Genomic DNA, 15,401 nt, shown 5'->3' with positions numbered 1-15,401 from the left:
GCTATTTGGTTGCTCGATCCGAGGATTGGATAATGAGTTTTTTGGAACTGTATAGTCTTTTACTTGCCCTGGTGGTCGGCATCGTGGCTACCATCCTGGGCCTTTACGGGTTTGTGCGCGTGATGGGCTCTGCGCGCGGGGAGCCGGGCAAGGATGTGCCGGCAAGCTCCGGTGTGCTGTCGCGGGATCCGGTGTGGGGGCGCTATCACGCGCGTTACTACGGTTACGCATTGTTGTTCCTGGCCTTCGATATGGAAATGGCGTTCATGTACCCATGGGCCGTCGTGTACAAAGAAGTAGGGCTGGTTGCTTTGTATGATATGGGCGTATTTCTTGCCATCCTCTTTCTGGGCCTGCTTTATGGCTGGAGTCAGGGGGCATTGAGGCGTCAATGACTTCTGATCATCCCATTAACACCACAGGTTCGCGTCAGAGGCAGACACGGTTTGCCGCTCTTCAGAAGTGGGTTTCCCGTGCATTTGCGCGTGACCTGAGTTGTCTCATCGTCCCGGGACAGGATGTCGCTCTGGCGCATGGCTTGAATGTGAGTGCCACCGGCATGCGTGTCAGCGCCTCACCCCGTGATGCGAATGTGCTTCTGATCGTCGGCGGGCTTTCAGAAAAAATGGGCGAGGTTGCAACGGTGCTTTATGCGCAGATGCCCCGGCCCCGCACTATTCTCATGCTTGGCGGCAAGACGCCATCGTCTTTTCCGGATGCTGATGTATCAGCGGGTCTGTCGCAAAAGGCACTGGCCGACGCGGTTGGGCGGCTGAAGCGGGCACTGGCGGAAGGTGCCTTCGCTACTTCAGCGGAGGATTTTGATGCCTCCGTCCTGCACGTCAAAATCGAGTACGTCTGCCCTATGCACCCGGAAGTTGTCGAAGACGAGCCGGGCAGTTGCCCCAAATGTGGCATGGATCTGGTAGCACGCGAAGCGGGGGAGCAGACTCCTGAAGGCGGCCACGATCATGAACATCGCCATGATCACGAACAGCAGTGCCAAGACCACGACCACGACGACAGTAACGAACACCAACAGGAACACGCTCACGAAAATGCCGCGACCGAATATACCTGCCCCATGCACCCCGAAATTGTTCGGGACGAGCCTGGCAGTTGCCCCAAGTGCGGTATGGACCTGGTAGTCCGCGAGGACGGGGAAGATGAGGCACACTCAGAACATGAACATTCCAGCCATGATCACGGTGAGCATGATCACAGTGGGCATGAGCATGGAGGGCACGATCACGGTGGCCACGATCACGGTGGCCACGATCATGGCGCCTCGGGATTCATGTCGATGATTGAAGTCACCAAGGATCTGCCACGCAGTGCCGATGGCCTGCAGATGGACTGGCTTGAGGTGCCGTTCGGTCCGGTCTTCCCCGGCTTGCCCGGCGGACTGAAGTTGACGCTCACGCTCGACGGCGACGGTGTGACCGAAGGGCAGGCGACCTCCCTGGTGGGGGTGACCAACGAAGGTGAGAATATTGAAGAAAGTGAAGAGATGGATGCTGAGACCTTCATTGGGTATCTGTCAGCCGCAATTCCACTGGCACCGGTGAGCTACCGTCTTTTAGTCTGTCTGGCAATAGAGCAAGCGGCAGGGCTGGAGGGCGATTCGGCAAACGCCGGTGCTCGCACCGGCGCCCTTGAGCGTGAGCGCATCGCCAGTCACCTTGGCTGGCTGGCTCAGTTAGGGCGCCAGCTCGGCTTTGCCTGGCTGACGCAACGGGCCGCAACTCTGCAACTGCAAGTCAGAGAGGCTAACAGGGACAGTCTTGCTGCCCTGGAGCCAGCGCTGCGCACATTGGGAACCCGCCTTGAGCGAACGCCTTTACTCAAATCACGGCTTAAGGGTATCGGCCTGCTGCCAACGGAATCTTCTGACCTGCGCGGGCCCGTAGCGCGTGCTGCGGATGAAGGTGGAGATGCCTGGGCGCGCCTGAGGCAACGCCTGGCCGAAATTTCCGCCAGCCTTGGCCTTATAAAGTCGGGCGGGGAACCGGCGCTGCCGGTTCTGCGCGACGTTGGCGATGTGTCAGGAACCGGTGAGGCCACCGTTGACACTCCGCGCGGCGAGGCCCGGCTAAGTCTGAAACTGGAGCGCGGCCATGTTAAGTCATACAAGCTGGACACCGCCTGTAGTCAGCATATCGGCCTGGTCCCTAAGCTTGTCGAGGGCCAGGAACTGGGCGATGCGCTGCTGGCAGTCGGGTCACTGGACCTTTCGCCCTGGGAGGTGACTTCGTGACCGTCGCTATTGTTTTGCTCGCGCTGCTTGGCAGCGCCTGGCTGCTGGCTGTGGTTGAGGGCTGGATGGCGACTGGTCGCCTGAGCCCGGCCGCGCCTCTGTTTCGCGGCCTGGCTCACCTCGGCCGTGAGTCCATAGTACCGCGCTCACCAGACCGGGTCTTCTTCGAGGCCGCGCCCGTGCTTCTTTTGGTTGTCGCCGTGCTCGGTATGGCAGTCCTGCCGCTGGCGCCGGACCTGATCATTGCGGACCTTGGCACTGGCGCACTGTTTGTGAACGCGGCCCTGGCCTACGTGCTCGTCGCGGTGATCATGGCGGGTTGGGGGCCGGATGGAGCCTACGCGATGATCGGTGGCTGGCGCTTTCTGGGCCAGCTTATTGCCTATTCCATGCTGATTGTCATGCCGATCACGGCCGTGGCCATGCGTGCCGAATCCCTGGTAAACACTGCGATCGTTGGCTCCCAAGCGGGTCTATGGAACATCGTCTACCAGCCCCTGGGCTTCGTGCTGTTTTATATTGCGGCCATGGCACTGGCATTCCGCGCCCCTTTCGACCTGCCTTCTGCAGAGGGGGAGCTTGGCGGCGGTGTCGACGCTGAGTATACCGGGGTACGCCTGGCGGTGCTTCGCCTTGCCCGGCTGACGCTGGTGGTTACGCTGGCCTCCGCGACCACGGTGTTCTATCTCGGCGGCTGGCATGGGCCGCTGCTGCCGCCCTCGGCCTGGAGCCTGATCAAGACCCTGGCCGTGGCCGTGTCGATGCTGCTCGTCGGCCACTATCTGCCACGCATCCGCGAGGCGAATCTGATGCGGTGGTGCTGGGTCCTGGGTATTCCCCTCGCACTGCTCAATATCATTATTGTCGGCTTACTGATTCTGGTGGTTCCCTGATGTATGCACAGGCTTTTTTCGTTGCCGTTTTCGGGCTGGCTGCCATTGGCTTCGGCGTGGTGGTGTTTCGCACCTCGTCCATGATGCGTTCCGCACTGGCACTGCTGTTTTCGATGACCGCCGTCGGCTGCCTGTTCCTGGCGATGCAAACCGAATTCCTGGGCGTGCTGCAGATCATGATGATGGCCACCGAGATGAGCATCATGGCCATCTTCATGGTGATGTTCATGATGGATCCCGGCGGGCTTGGCGGTATGGATATGAGCCACCAGAAGCGCTTCTCGATAGGTGCCGGGGTGAGTGCCGCCGTTGTCGCCATCGCCGTTGCGCTGCTGTCCGACTGGGGCCCCGCAGCGGAGCAGGTGGTGGACGCGCAAGCGCAGACACGGGCGTTGGGCATGGAACTGCTGGGACGCTCAATGATGATCTTCGAAACCGCCGGCATCACCATCCTGACCGCAATGATCGCGGCCACTGCGGTGTCAATACCGGTGAAAAAGCTGGCGAGTAAAGACGGCAAGGAGGCATCGGAATGACCATGATTCTGATATTGGCGCTTGTGACCGGCGCCATCCTGTTCGGTATCGGAGTCTATGGAGCTCTGTCACAGACCAATCTGGTGATGATCATGATGGGCGTGGAGCTGATGCTGGCAGGCGCCATGGTGAATCTGGTGGCTTTCTGGCGCTTTCTGCATCCGGAAGCCTATTCCGGCCAGATGTTTGTGCTGGTGGTGATGACGGTTATGGCATTGGAGATGGCGGTCGGCTTTGGCGTTGCCATTGCGCGTTTCCGGGCCAAGGGCTCGGTCGAGATGGAAGAAGCGGAGGACCTGAAAGGATGAGTGCAGTACTTCTGCCGATACTGCCGCCGCTGATCGTCACCCTGGCCGTGTTGATACTGCGCCGTGGCAGCGCTGCGCTGGCCCTGGCTGGCGCGACGCTCAGCCTGGCAGGCGGTGTCCGGCTGCTGGCCGGAGCCCTTGACGGCCAGGCCGAAACCCTGCTTCTACCCGGGCTGCCCGACATGCCCTTGCGCCTGGTTGCGGGTCCGATGACGGCACTGCTGAGTGTGGCAGTGGCCACGGTCGGAACCTTCGTTCTGGTTTATGCCATCGGCTATATGAAGCGGGAGTCCGGCCAGGCGCGCTTTTATGCCGTAATGTCGCTGTTCCTGGCGGCGATGCAGGCGTTGGTGCTGGCTGGCGACTGGGTTCTGTTGTTGGCGGCCTGGGAACTCATCGGCCTCTGCAGTTACCTGCTGATCGGCTTCTGGTTCCAGCGGCCGGAAGCCGCAAACGCAGCCAGCCGTGCTTTTCTCTATACCCGCAGCGCCGATCTCGGGCTTTATGTGGCGATATTCATACTCATCGGGTCGTCAGGTACCAGTGAGATCGCCGCCTCTCTGGAAGTTGGCGGTAGCGCCTCGACCGCCGCCGGCCTGCTGTTATTGCTGGCGGCCATGGGTAAGTCGGCCCAGGTTCCCCTGCAGGACTGGCTGATGCGCGCCATGGCCGGCCCGACACCGGTCTCGGCGCTGCTGCACTCGGCCACGCTGGTGGCGGCGGGCGCCATTCTGCTGATCCGGTCTGCGACGCTGCTGAGTCCTGAAGCGCTTTTCGCTATAGGGCTTGTGGGTGGTATCACCACGGTGGCGGCCGGGGTGATTGCGCTTGCCGAACGTGATCTCAAACGCCTGCTGGCGGCTTCCACGGCCAGTCAGTACGGCCTGATGCTGATTGCAGTGGGCGCCGGGGTTCCGACAGCCGCGCTGTTGCACCTTCTCGCCCATGCTGCCATTAAAAGCACCCTGTTTCTTACTGCCGGTGACTTTCAACATGCCCGCGAGGGTACCGCTTTTGATCAGTTGAAAGGCGTTGGCCGCGCCAGGCCCTGGGCCTTTGCCGGCTTTGCGCTGGCAGCGCTGGCACTGGCGGGCATTCCACCGCTGAGCGGGTTCTTTTCCAAGGATGCGGTAATTGCTGCCGCGCTGTCGGGGCAAGGCGCCGCCTGGCTCGGCCCTCTGGCCCTGGCGGGCACTCTACTTACCGGCGCCTATGTGGCCCGGGCTCTACGGGTGCTCTGGCAGAGCACGGGCGACAGCCGGTCGGTAGAAGGTACTGGCTGGATGCGCGCTGGCATCTGGGGGCTGGCAATTCCCGCCGCTGGCCTGGGTCTGGCCTTTGGTCCCCTGGAAACAATACTTGATCTGCCCGCTCCGGAAACCGCAGGTACCGTCGCCATAGTGCTCGGGCTGGTCGCCGCATTGGTCGGGCTGGCCCTGGGCTGGCTGGTGCCGGTCCAGCGCCTGCTTGGACCTGCCCATCAATGGGCAGAATCGGGTTTGGAAGTTGCGGGCGGGCTTACCGCCTGGATAGGCCGGCCCGCAATGGCTGTTGCCCGAGGCTGTGACCGTCTGGAGGATCATCTGTACGCGGCCGCGCTTGCCATTGGTCATACAGCTCTCAGCATTGCCCGTGGGGGCGAGCGACTGGAACAACGTTTGTATCTGGCCGTGCTTGGCGTCGGCCGCGCCAATCTGGCGGTGGGTCGCTGGGTTCGGGGCGGGGATGAGCGTGGTATCGACGGCCTGATTTTCGCCCTGGTGTCCGGTGTGCGGGACCTCGGCGCGCGGGCGAGAACCCTGCAAAGCGGCCTGATCCATCACAGCCTGGCGATCAGCGCCGTAGCCACCGCTGTGCTCCTGGCCATCCTGTTTTCAGCTTCACTGAGTGTCTAAAGGAACCCTGTACTCATGTTACCACTCGTATCTCTGACCCTGTTTTTGCCACTCGTCGGCGCTGTGTTGATTCTGTGTTTGCCGAAGCCGACGGCACGGACGGTGCACAGCATAGCGATCGCCAGTGCCGCCCTGACCCTGGTCGGCGCTCTGGCCATGTGGCTTCAGGGCGTGAGTGGTGACGGCTTTTCCCAGGTCGAAGAGCTGGTATGGATGCCGGCCATTGGCGCCGCCTACCGGGTCGGGGTTGATGGCATCAGCCTGCCGCTGGTGCTGCTGAGTGCTGTGCTTTTCCTGGTTTCTCTGATCTACGCGTCATCGCTTCGCGACCGACCACGTGCCTACGTAGCTCTGATCCTGCTTCTGGAAACCGCTGCAATCGGTACTTTTACAGCCCTGGACGGCATTCTGTTCTACGTCTTCTTCGAAGTTTCCCTGGTGTCGATGTATTTCATGATTGCCGGATGGGGACATGAAGACCGGCAGCGGGCCGCCCTGATGTTCTTTATCTACACCCTGTTGGGCAGCCTGCCACTGTTACTCGCGATTCTGGGGCTTTACCTCGGCAGCCCCGACCCCACCTTCGATATGCGGGCGTGGATTGCCAACCCGCCCCTCGAGGGGGCGGCGGCCATGTGGGCGTTGATCGCCATGCTGATTACCTTCGCGGTCAAGATTCCTGCGATACCCCTGCATACCTGGTTGCCTGCGGCACACGTGCAGGCACCGACCGTTGGTAGCGTCATCCTGGCGGGTATCATGCTGAAGTTCGGCACATACGGGCTGGTGCGGTTCGCCCTGCAAATGACCCCTGACGCCCTCCGCGATGCCGGCATCGTTGTTTTGTTTTTCGGTGTCGTCAGCGCAATCTACGGTGCCTTTGCCGCCCTGGCACAAACTGATCTCAAGCGCCTGGTGGCCTATACCTCAATCAACCACATGGGCTACGTCATTGTCGGCGTTGCCGTTGCCGCACTGACTCTGGACCCGTCGGTGCGTGCCGTCGCGCTGGATGGAGCCGTGCTGCAGATGTTCAGCCACGGCCTGGTCACGGGGGCCCTGTTCCTGCTGGTAGGCATGATTCAGGAGCGCGCCCATACCCGGGAAATGAACGAGTTTGGCGGCCTGCTTAAAACGGTTCCACTGCTTGGCTGGTTCTTTGTGCTGGCGGCTTTTGCGTCTCTGGGGCTTCCAGGCCTCGCGCACTTCCCGGCGGAGTTCCAGATATTCCTCGCGACTCTGGGCACCACTCCTGTCGCGGTTGTGGTGATTCTGGGGATTGCCATTATCGCCGGGACCTTTCTCAAGGCCCTGCGCGAAACCTTTCTGGGTGAGCCCCGGGATCGCTGGAATAAAATGCCGGATCTGAGCCCGCGCGAAATTCTTGCGGTGGCGCCCCTGCTGGTGCTCACCGTTGCCACTGGCGTGGCGCCGTCCTGGGTGCTGGACGTCATTCACCGGACGACATCGGCACTGGTGCTGTAATGGGTCGAGATCTCGCATTAATCATTCCGGAAATTGCCGTTCTGTTGACGGCTGTTGGTGCCCTGATCGCGGAAATGCTGCGACAACCCCGGATTTCGCTGATCATTGCCGTCATCGGCCTGGTCGTTGGCACCGGGCTGACCCTGCGCCTGCTCGGCACAGACACAACGGTATTTGGCGGCAGTTTCCGCATCGATACGTTAAGCATCTGGGCCAAGCTTATCCTGCTACCAGCTACGGTGCTCTCGATGCTGTTGGCGCGGGTGGATGTCCGGGGCAGCGCCCGCGAGGGTACGGTTTACAGTCTGCTGATTTTTTCAACGCTGGGTGCCCTGGTACTGGCGGGGGCAGGGGACACCATGTTTCTGGTGCTGGGTGCGTTGCTGACTGGCCTGGCCACCTTCGCCCTGGTTGCCTACCCGGATACGGACCCGGCGACCGAAGCGGCGATGAAATTCTTTGTGTTCGCTTCCGTCACCACTGCCATCATGATTTTCGGTTTGAGCTACTGGTTCGGTGCCTCCGGCTCTACGCTGATCGCCGATCTGCCGTCCATGGATACCATGCCGCTGGCCGTTATTCTCGGGTTCGTGGCTGTGGTAGTGGGCCTGGGCTACAAGGCATCACTGGTTCCGTTCCACTTCTGGGCACCCGACGCCTACGAGGGCGCGCCACTGTCGATTGCCGCCTACCTATCCGTCGTGCCCAAGATTGGCGCCCTGTTTGCGCTCACTCAGGTGGTTCGTCACCTGCCACCGGAAACCGGCTGGGCTGCGGTCATGGCGGGGCTGGCCGTGCTGAGCATGACCTATGGCTATCTTGCGGCACTGGTGCAGGATAACGTCATCCGGCTGCTGGCCTATTCGTCGATTGCCCAGTCCGGCTATTTCCTGCTGGGCATCCTCGCGGTGGGCTCCAGTGAGCTGGCCTTACCATCGATCATTCTGTTCGCCGCTGCCTATGCGGCTATGAACCTGGGCGCTTTCGCGGTTGCCGCCATAGCCGGGCGCACTCTGAACGATTTTAGCGGGCTGGGCCGGTCGCGGCCTTTGATTGCCATCGCAATGGTAGTCTTCCTGCTGTCATTGGTGGGCATTCCGCCACTGGCAGGTTTCGTCGGCAAGTTCCTTCTGTTTGCGGCAGCCATTGACGTCCAGTTCACATGGCTGGCGGTGGTGGCGATCATCAATAGTGCACTGTCGCTGGCAGTGTATCTGCGCATTGTTGTGCCGATGTACAGGGGAGGGGATTCTGCATCCGTTGAGCTTGATGCATGGCTGGGATTCGTGGTGTTTGCGACGGTTGCAGCCACATTCATCATCGGACTGGGTGCCCAGTTTATGATTGTTCGCGACATCGTATGATGTGCCTAGTGTTGTGTTCGGCATCCATGCGAGAAAGCCGCCGAACGCTGACGTGGTCAAGAAATCGCCATCTTACCCCAGCAGACAAACTATGCTGCGCTACCTCAGACTCGGCGAGCCAACCACCAACCGACGACCATCGACAGCAATAACGCCACGAGAGGCCAGGTTATACCGCTTATTGACGCAAAGGCTGGGCCCGGACAATAACCTGATAGACCCCAGCCTATCCCAAACACAGCGGCACCAATCAATAAACGGGTATCAATATCACGACGTGTGGGCACGATAAACGTTTCTGCGAAAAGAGGGCCCTGACGACGGAACACCAATCGGTAGCCGATAAACGTTGTTATCACCGCTCCGCCCATAACAAATATGAGCGTTGGGTCCCAGTTACCAAAGACGTCGAGAAACCCCTGAACACGATGGGGGTCAGTCATACCGCCGATAGCCAGACCCAGGCCAAACAACAAACCAGCCAGGTAACCAAAAATCAGTTTCATAAAGAGTGTCCTGTCATGAGTCTGACGACGTAGACGGTTACAACACCCGTCAGGAGGAAAACCAGCGTTGCCAGCATGGATCTGGGGGATAGCCTGGCGATACCACAAACACCATGCCCACTGGTGCAACCGTTGCCGATACCAGACCCCAAGCCCACCAGCAAACCAGCCGCGACCATCAGCGGCACGCCACCGATGGGCGCGCCGACCACGGCTTCCGGATTGCCCGCCACATTTCCAAGCGAGCCGTTCAGGACAACCAACAACAGAGGCCCGCTGACAAGGCCCAGCACAAACGCCAGTCGCCAGGCAGACTCCGCAGTAAACCGATCAAAGATCAGACCTGATACCATCCCACTGATGCCTGCAATACGTCCCAACGTGACCATAAGCATCACTGCGGACAAGCCTATTAAAAGACCTCCGAAGGCACCTTGAGTAAAAGAGCTCCAGTCCATTTCTATACCTCTTCAAATGCCACGATTTGCCCGGTGGACAGTGTGTCGTCTCCACCTAACGGAGACATACCACGAGATTGTTGCAACCTATAATCTCAGTTATTTAATATAGCTGTTAACGCTATCGTTATAACATAAAACCTGATACGTTGAAATCTGATCAATTCTCTTTGCGACGAGGGTGACGCCATGCAACATCCGCTAGTCACGCATTTCTTTGACGAGCCTACAAACACATTCAGCTACATCGTTCGGGATCCTGATAGTTCGGCCTGCGCGATCATCGATTCTGTGCTGGATTTCGACTATGCCGCGGGCCGGACCGATGTCCGCTCCGCTGACAAAATTATTGAGTACGTTCAAAGCAATGACCTGAGTGTGGAATGGGTTTTGGAAACCCACGTGCACGCTGACCACCTGTCTGCTGCACCCTACCTCCATGAGCGTCTCGGTGGAAAAACAGGCATTGGTGAAAAGATCGCTGTCGTTCAGGAGGTGTTTGGCAAAGCTTTCAATGCCGGAACAGATTTCGCTCGGGATGGCAGCCAGTTCGACCGTCTGTTCAAGGAGGGCGACACGTTCATGATCGGAAATCTTGAGGCGAGCGTTCTTCACACGCCGGGACATACTCCGGCTTGCCTGACGTACGTCATCGGAGATGCAGCCTTCGTCGGCGACACACTCTTTGCGCCGGATGCCGGGACCGCCCGTTGCGATTTTCCAGGGGGCGACGCCCATACCCTTTACCACTCCATTCAGAAAGTCCTGGCGCTTCCCGGAGAAACCCGCGTTTTCCTATGCCATGACTACAAAGCGGCGGGGCGCGATGAGTTTATTCATGAGACGACCGTCGCCGAGCAACGTTCCAGCAACATCCATGTGGGCAACGATATCAGTGAAGACGAGTTTGTTGTTTTTCGCTCAGAGCGTGACGCCAAGCTCGGAATGCCCCGACTGATACTACCGGCCGTTCAGGTCAACATGAGGGCGGGGCACCTTCCCCCCTCCGAGGATAACGGACAGGTGTACCTGAAAATTCCGCTAAACCGGTTTTAAACAAAGGTCTGGAAGGGCGCAAATGTTTGGAGAAACCACTAGAGCGAAGACTCTGACGACCGTGGAAGGTTGACGGTGAAGCGAATCGCGGCGTATTTGCCAATTGTTGATTGGCTGAAAGGTTATCGTGGAGATACATTGCTAAGCGATGGCCTTGCGGCGGTTATCGTCACACTCATGCTTGTTCCTCAGGCCCTGGCCTACGCCCTGTTGGCAGGGCTTCCGCCTGAAGTTGGGTTGTATGCAAGTATGATCCCGCTGGTGGTCTACGCTTTATTCGGCACCAGTGCGACGCTGGCTGTTGGTCCTGTCGCAGTGGCGTCACTGATGACAGCCTCTGCGTTAGGAGGCGTTGCTGTTACAGGATCGCCCGAATACGTTGGTGCCGCTCTTGTACTGGCTACGCTGTCGGGGCTGATTCTGTTCGCCATGGGCGTCTTGCGGCTTGGTTTTATCGCAAATTTTCTGAGCCACCCCGTGATCTCTGGGTTTGTCACCGCTTCCGGAATTCTTATTGCGGGCAGTCAGCTTGGCCATATTCTCGGTATACAGGGTGGTGGTCACAATTTGATCGAAATGGGCGCAAACCTGATCAGCCAGTTTGGCTCTTTCAACCTGATCACGTTTGCTATTGGAGCCGGCACTCTCCTGTACCTGTTTCTGTGTCGCCAATATCTGAAAAATGCACTGGTCGGGCTCGGTCTGGCGCCCCGGGGGGCAGATATCGTTGCGAAAGCCGCCCCCGTGTCAGCGGTTATTGTGACAACAGCAGCGGCCTGGCACTTTAACTTGGGGAGTGCCGGAGTCAATCTGGTGGGGCAAGTTCCAGGCGGGCTTCCGGAGATCCGTTTACCTTCCATGGACCCCGGCATATGGGCAGCTCTGGTCCCCGCAGCCGTTCTGATCAGCTTGGTTGGATTTGTAGAATCAGTGTCCGTTGCCCAGACCCTTGCAGCTAAAAGGCGCCAGAGGATTGACCCCAATTCTGAATTAATAGCGATGGGGTTGGCGAACATAGGTTCAGGCGTAAGCGGGGGCTCTCCGGTCTCAGGTGGTTTTTCGCGCTCTGTTGTGAATTTTGAAGCCGGAGCCCGGACGCCACTTGCGGGTATGTTTACCGCAGTCGGGATTGCACTTGCCACGCTCTCACTCACCGGCATACTCGCCTTTCTTCCAAAGGCGACACTGGCCGCCACAATCATGATCGCAGTGAGCACTCTGATTGACGTAAAAGCCATTGGCCGCACCTTTCATCACTCAAAAGCGGACTTCGCCGCGATGCTGGCAACCATTGTGCTTACGCTGATTCAGGGCGTCGAAGCCGGAATCCTGGTCGGTGTGGGTCTATCGATAGGGATTTATCTGTATCGCACCAGTCGTCCGCACAGTGCAATTGTTGGCCGGGTGCCGGGTACCGAGCATTTCAGAAACGTAGAGCGCCACACGGTTGAAACGGATGAGAAATCCGTTGTCCTGCGAGTTGATGAAAGTCTTTATTTCGCCAACGCACGCTATCTGGAAGAGACCGTCATGGCGCTGACTTCTCAACAACCGAAGATGAAGAATCTGGTTCTGGCTTGTCAGGCGGTAAATGCCATTGACGCTTCAGCACTTGAGAGCCTGGAGGCAATAAATGGCCGGCTCAAGGCTATGGATATACGCCTGCACATGTGTGAGGTGAAAGGCCCTGTGATGGACGGTCTGCGGCGGACTCATTTCTGTGAGGAACTCACGGGGCAGGTTTTCCTGAGCACGTATGACGCCTGGAAAACACTCTGTCTATCCTGAAGCAAGTTCAAAATGGTGCAGAACGAAGGAGCCTCTTGTTAACGCATGGAGGCCAGTTTTCCTGCTATTGGCTCTCTGTCGCCTGGTACGTTCTTTGTTCATCGGTCCAGAGCGTTTTCAGGTATTCAATGACTGACTGAATTTCCTGTTCAGTGAGAGCGTCTTCGAACGCTGGCATGGTCAGCCGATCGGTTTTGTTGAAGGGGTGCCGCCAGCCCTTCGCGATCATCTTGAACAGCATGGCGTCGCTGTGGCGCCAGGTATGGCCGGTTTCATCGTGAGGCGGTGGCGGCATTTCACCTTTCTCATCCGGTTTGTTCCAGTTGGCAGCACCCTCAGCCTGCTGCCCATGGCAGGCGGCGCAGTATTGTTGATAAATTTGTTGACCCTGCGCCACATTCGCGGGCGCAGGGTCGGTACTCGCCGGTTGGCCGGAAGCAATCGCAACGGTCGGCACAACGAACAGAATCAGCAAGCCGATCCACTTATTCATACACCGGCGTCCATTCGCCGTCGTCGCCAAGGGCAAGCAGGTTGCCGCCCTCAACGGCTGTTACGAAACCATGAGCTGGTGAGAAAGTCAGCGCCGTCACGGTTCCGGGTGTCTTGACGCTTGCCCAGGTTTCGCCGCCATCAGTACTGTGATGGAGTTGTCCCTCGACGACTGCATAGACGTTTTCCGGAGCGGCGGGATCATAGCTGATGGCAGACACGGTACCTCGCAGATCTCCCGCATCGCCCCAGAAGCAGAAACAGTCCATGGAGCGGGCAACGCCGCGCGTCGTGCCGGCGAAAAGCCAGCCACTCTCCATGCTGCCGGGCATGTCCGAGTGCAGGAATGCCTGCACCGGCTCTTGCGGACCCGCATCGACTTTGGCCCATTCGGCGCCGCCGTCCCTGGACCGGAACATACCCTTCTCGCCAAGGTAGGCGTAAACAGTTTCCGGCTGGGTGGCGTGAGCCGCAATGGCAGTAACTTCGAGATCTGGCAATGTGTTGTTGAGGGATTGCCAGCTTTCATTGCCGCTGTTGTAACGCCATACGCCCAGGCCCGGACCGGCGAGGTAGGTGGTGCCGTCCGCTCCCTTTGCCAGAGACGTGGGCTGAGCACCCGAATCAGATGGCGGCAGGGGAATCTCGGTGGCAGTGTGGCCATCAATGGCGAACAGGCCGCTATCCCGCAGTACGAGAAGAGCACCTGATGAGCTACTCGTCAATGCCTTCACTGGCTGGCCATCAAGCTCAGGCTGGGCTTGAGCCAGTGCCGGTATGACAGCCGCCAGAGCGACCAGGACAAAACACGAGAGCGCGGACTTCAGGCGATAAATGAACGCATTCATGGCGCTGACCTCAGTAATCCGTATATTCGCGGAACACACTCTGCTGTCCGTTGGCACTGAAGGCTATGACCTTGTAGTCCTGCTTGCGGCCAGTTTCCATGCCGGGACTGCCCTGGACCATCCCGGGCACAGAAAGTCCTACGGTATTGAACTGTGGTTTTTCAAGGTAGGCGACAATATCATCCGCCGGTACATGCCCTTCGATCACCACATCACCGATCAACGCGGTGTGGCAGGACGCCATTTCACGGGGCACCCCATACTTTTGTTTGACCTCACTAAGGTTGTCGGTTTCAACAATGTTGGTGTCAAAGCCATTGGTCGCAAGATGCTCAGCCCAGGACTGACAGCAACTGCAATTGGGGCTCTTGTAGATGGTGATGTCTGTGCCAGCCTCTGCAGTGGACGCGACTGCGGCTGACGGCTCGGCAGACTCATCGGCCAGCATTGCCAGCGTGGTTGCGCCGGCAACGAGAACGATGGCGGCGACACCCGTATACAGGGCGGATTTTTTCATCTTCATGGTAAATCCTCGGTTTGATTCGGTAGCAGGCAGCGCAAGGCCCGGGGTCGCCTTGGCTGCCCCGGGCAATGGGTGTTGGTTGGCTTAAGCGTCCTTATCCTTCTCGCCACGGTCCATGTGATCGCCGCCATGGCTCTGCATCATCTTCATACAGGCCTTTTTCATGTTTTTCATGGCTTTGCGTTCTTCTTCAGACATGTTGGACATCATGCCTTCCATGCCTTCCATGCCTTCCATGCCTTTCATTCCCTTCATGCCATCCATTCCCTTCATATCTTTCGAGGACATCATTCCGCTGTCGCTGGAATCAGAGTTCATCATGCCGTCACCTTTACCTTCGGCATGGGCGAAAACAGAGAAGAACGCGACACTGCCGGCGAAAATGGCGGCTGTAATCGAAAGCTTGATATTTGAATTGCGCATTTGATTTGCTCCAGTTAAAGACTCGTGACGAATAGGTGTGAACACGAGGCTTTCTTGTAAGAATTAACATTAATGACATTGCCGCAATGGGCAAAAATTCGGGTTAAGACTCAGGAGCGGGGTTCTGGAGGGGGGGTGATAAAGGCCAGGTAAGGGGATTGGTAGCTGCCCTCACGGGCACTGAATACCGGCTGGGAGCCGGTATCGATCAGGCCGCTAAGGCCTGTTGGCAAAAGACCGATACTGACGCCACAGCTGTTCAGCCCGCTGGCGGCCGCACAGGCCATATCTGAACCTGTGAAACAACTGGCCACGTCATCAGAAGCAGATCCGTTGGCTCCGGTCACATCGGCCATCATGGAACCGCAGTCCATCATGGACGCATCCATCTGACCGTCGGCCATTTCAGAAACAGCCAACGCCGGAGTGCTTATCACCATTATGAGTGACAGCAACAACGAGAAAATCTGGCGTGTCGTTATGGTCATTTAATGTCGGGCACCAAGTTATCGATCTTGAACGCTGTGACACAATCTTTGCCACATCGTGTAGTAGCCCCCATTTAAACC

The 15,401-nt window shown here is 58.4% G+C and carries 17 protein-coding genes; 10 read left to right on the top strand and 7 right to left on the bottom strand.

Annotated elements, in window-relative coordinates; genetic code table 11:
* Window positions 1-32: 32 nt before the first annotated feature.
* Genes B2590_RS08590 through B2590_RS08550 form a run of 8 tightly spaced genes read left to right on the top strand, consistent with a single transcriptional unit; the run spans window position 33 to window position 8,738 of the window.
* Window positions 33-395 carry an NADH-quinone oxidoreductase subunit A gene (locus B2590_RS08590; RefSeq protein ID WP_036206228.1) on the top strand — a complete coding sequence of 121 codons (363 nt, stop codon included), beginning with the start codon at window positions 33-35 and terminating at the stop codon, window positions 393-395.
* The gene (locus B2590_RS19215; protein WP_221886043.1) at window positions 392-2,257 is read left to right on the top strand and encodes a heavy metal-binding domain-containing protein; all 1,866 of its coding nucleotides are present in this window, start codon (window positions 392-394) and stop codon (window positions 2,255-2,257) included. The genes B2590_RS08590 and B2590_RS19215 overlap by 4 nt, the downstream gene beginning before the upstream one ends.
* Window positions 2,254-3,150, top strand: a complete 897-nt coding sequence (locus B2590_RS08575) for a complex I subunit 1/NuoH family protein (protein WP_036206231.1) — start codon at window positions 2,254-2,256, stop codon at window positions 3,148-3,150. Before B2590_RS19215 ends, B2590_RS08575 begins: the two co-directional genes overlap by 4 nt.
* Window positions 3,150-3,686 carry an NADH-quinone oxidoreductase subunit J gene (locus B2590_RS08570; RefSeq protein ID WP_036206233.1) on the top strand — a complete coding sequence of 179 codons (537 nt, stop codon included), beginning with the start codon at window positions 3,150-3,152 and terminating at the stop codon, window positions 3,684-3,686. Before B2590_RS08575 ends, B2590_RS08570 begins: the two co-directional genes overlap by 1 nt.
* Complete coding sequence (gene nuoK, locus B2590_RS08565; RefSeq protein WP_036206236.1) at window positions 3,683-3,994, top strand: NADH-quinone oxidoreductase subunit NuoK; 312 nt, start codon at window positions 3,683-3,685, stop codon at window positions 3,992-3,994. The genes B2590_RS08570 and nuoK overlap by 4 nt, the downstream gene beginning before the upstream one ends.
* Window positions 3,991-5,889 carry an NADH-quinone oxidoreductase subunit L gene (locus B2590_RS08560; RefSeq protein ID WP_286811167.1) on the top strand — a complete coding sequence of 633 codons (1,899 nt, stop codon included), beginning with the start codon at window positions 3,991-3,993 and terminating at the stop codon, window positions 5,887-5,889. Before nuoK ends, B2590_RS08560 begins: the two co-directional genes overlap by 4 nt.
* A gap of 15 nt (window positions 5,890-5,904) precedes the next feature.
* Complete coding sequence (locus tag B2590_RS08555; protein ID WP_036206243.1) at window positions 5,905-7,374, top strand: complex I subunit 4 family protein; 1,470 nt, start codon at window positions 5,905-5,907, stop codon at window positions 7,372-7,374.
* The gene (locus B2590_RS08550) at window positions 7,374-8,738 is read left to right on the top strand and encodes an NADH-quinone oxidoreductase subunit N (protein ID WP_036206245.1); all 1,365 of its coding nucleotides are present in this window, start codon (window positions 7,374-7,376) and stop codon (window positions 8,736-8,738) included. Before B2590_RS08555 ends, B2590_RS08550 begins: the two co-directional genes overlap by 1 nt.
* 104 nt (window positions 8,739-8,842) lie before the next feature.
* Here B2590_RS08550 and B2590_RS08545 read toward each other — a convergent pair whose 3' ends face one another.
* Together B2590_RS08545 and B2590_RS08540 are read right to left on the bottom strand one after the other, a co-directional pair.
* The gene (locus tag B2590_RS08545; RefSeq protein WP_036206247.1) at window positions 8,843-9,244 is read right to left on the bottom strand and encodes a DUF6691 family protein; all 402 of its coding nucleotides are present in this window, start codon (window positions 9,242-9,244) and stop codon (window positions 8,843-8,845) included.
* On the bottom strand, window positions 9,241-9,597 hold the full coding sequence (locus B2590_RS08540; protein WP_348121335.1) for a YeeE/YedE family protein: 357 nt from the start codon (window positions 9,595-9,597) through the stop codon (window positions 9,241-9,243). Before B2590_RS08540 ends, B2590_RS08545 begins: the two co-directional genes overlap by 4 nt.
* A 294-nt stretch (window positions 9,598-9,891) precedes the next feature.
* Between B2590_RS08540 and B2590_RS08535 the strand changes: the two genes are divergently transcribed.
* Together B2590_RS08535 and B2590_RS08530 are read left to right on the top strand one after the other, a co-directional pair.
* Window positions 9,892-10,758, top strand: coding sequence for an MBL fold metallo-hydrolase (locus B2590_RS08535; protein WP_036206253.1), 867 nt, complete (start codon window positions 9,892-9,894; stop codon window positions 10,756-10,758).
* Between the two features lie 75 nt (window positions 10,759-10,833).
* On the top strand, window positions 10,834-12,546 hold the full coding sequence (locus B2590_RS08530; RefSeq protein WP_407070139.1) for a SulP family inorganic anion transporter: 1,713 nt from the start codon (window positions 10,834-10,836) through the stop codon (window positions 12,544-12,546).
* A 64-nt stretch (window positions 12,547-12,610) separates the two neighbouring features.
* Here the strand turns inward: B2590_RS08530 and B2590_RS08525 are convergent, their stop codons facing one another.
* The 5 genes from B2590_RS08525 to B2590_RS08505 form a co-directional block, all read right to left on the bottom strand.
* On the bottom strand, window positions 12,611-13,039 hold the full coding sequence (locus tag B2590_RS08525; protein ID WP_036206258.1) for a c-type cytochrome: 429 nt from the start codon (window positions 13,037-13,039) through the stop codon (window positions 12,611-12,613).
* Window positions 13,032-13,886: a WD40/YVTN/BNR-like repeat-containing protein gene (locus tag B2590_RS08520; protein ID WP_036206261.1), complete on the bottom strand. Its 855-nt coding sequence runs from the start codon at window positions 13,884-13,886 to the stop codon at window positions 13,032-13,034. The genes B2590_RS08525 and B2590_RS08520 overlap by 8 nt, the downstream gene beginning before the upstream one ends.
* A gap of 10 nt (window positions 13,887-13,896) precedes the next feature.
* Window positions 13,897-14,409: a DUF411 domain-containing protein gene (locus B2590_RS08515; RefSeq protein WP_081899269.1), complete on the bottom strand. Its 513-nt coding sequence runs from the start codon at window positions 14,407-14,409 to the stop codon at window positions 13,897-13,899.
* Window positions 14,410-14,493: 84 nt separating this feature from the next.
* Entirely contained in the window at window positions 14,494-14,832 is a 339-nt protein-coding gene (locus B2590_RS08510; RefSeq protein WP_286847923.1) for a hypothetical protein, read from the bottom strand.
* Window positions 14,833-14,942: 110 nt separating this feature from the next.
* Window positions 14,943-15,320, bottom strand: a complete 378-nt coding sequence (locus B2590_RS08505; protein WP_036206267.1) for a hypothetical protein — start codon at window positions 15,318-15,320, stop codon at window positions 14,943-14,945.
* Window positions 15,321-15,401: the final 81 nt, after the last annotated feature.

Origin of the sequence: Marinobacter sp. UBA3604, assembly GCF_002375325.1 — a bacterium.
In the GTDB taxonomy this organism is placed as follows: Bacteria; Pseudomonadota; Gammaproteobacteria; order Pseudomonadales; family Oleiphilaceae; genus Marinobacter; species Marinobacter salarius.
The sequence above is the reverse complement of the archived record's forward strand: the minus strand, read 5'-3'. Positions and strand labels throughout refer to the sequence as shown.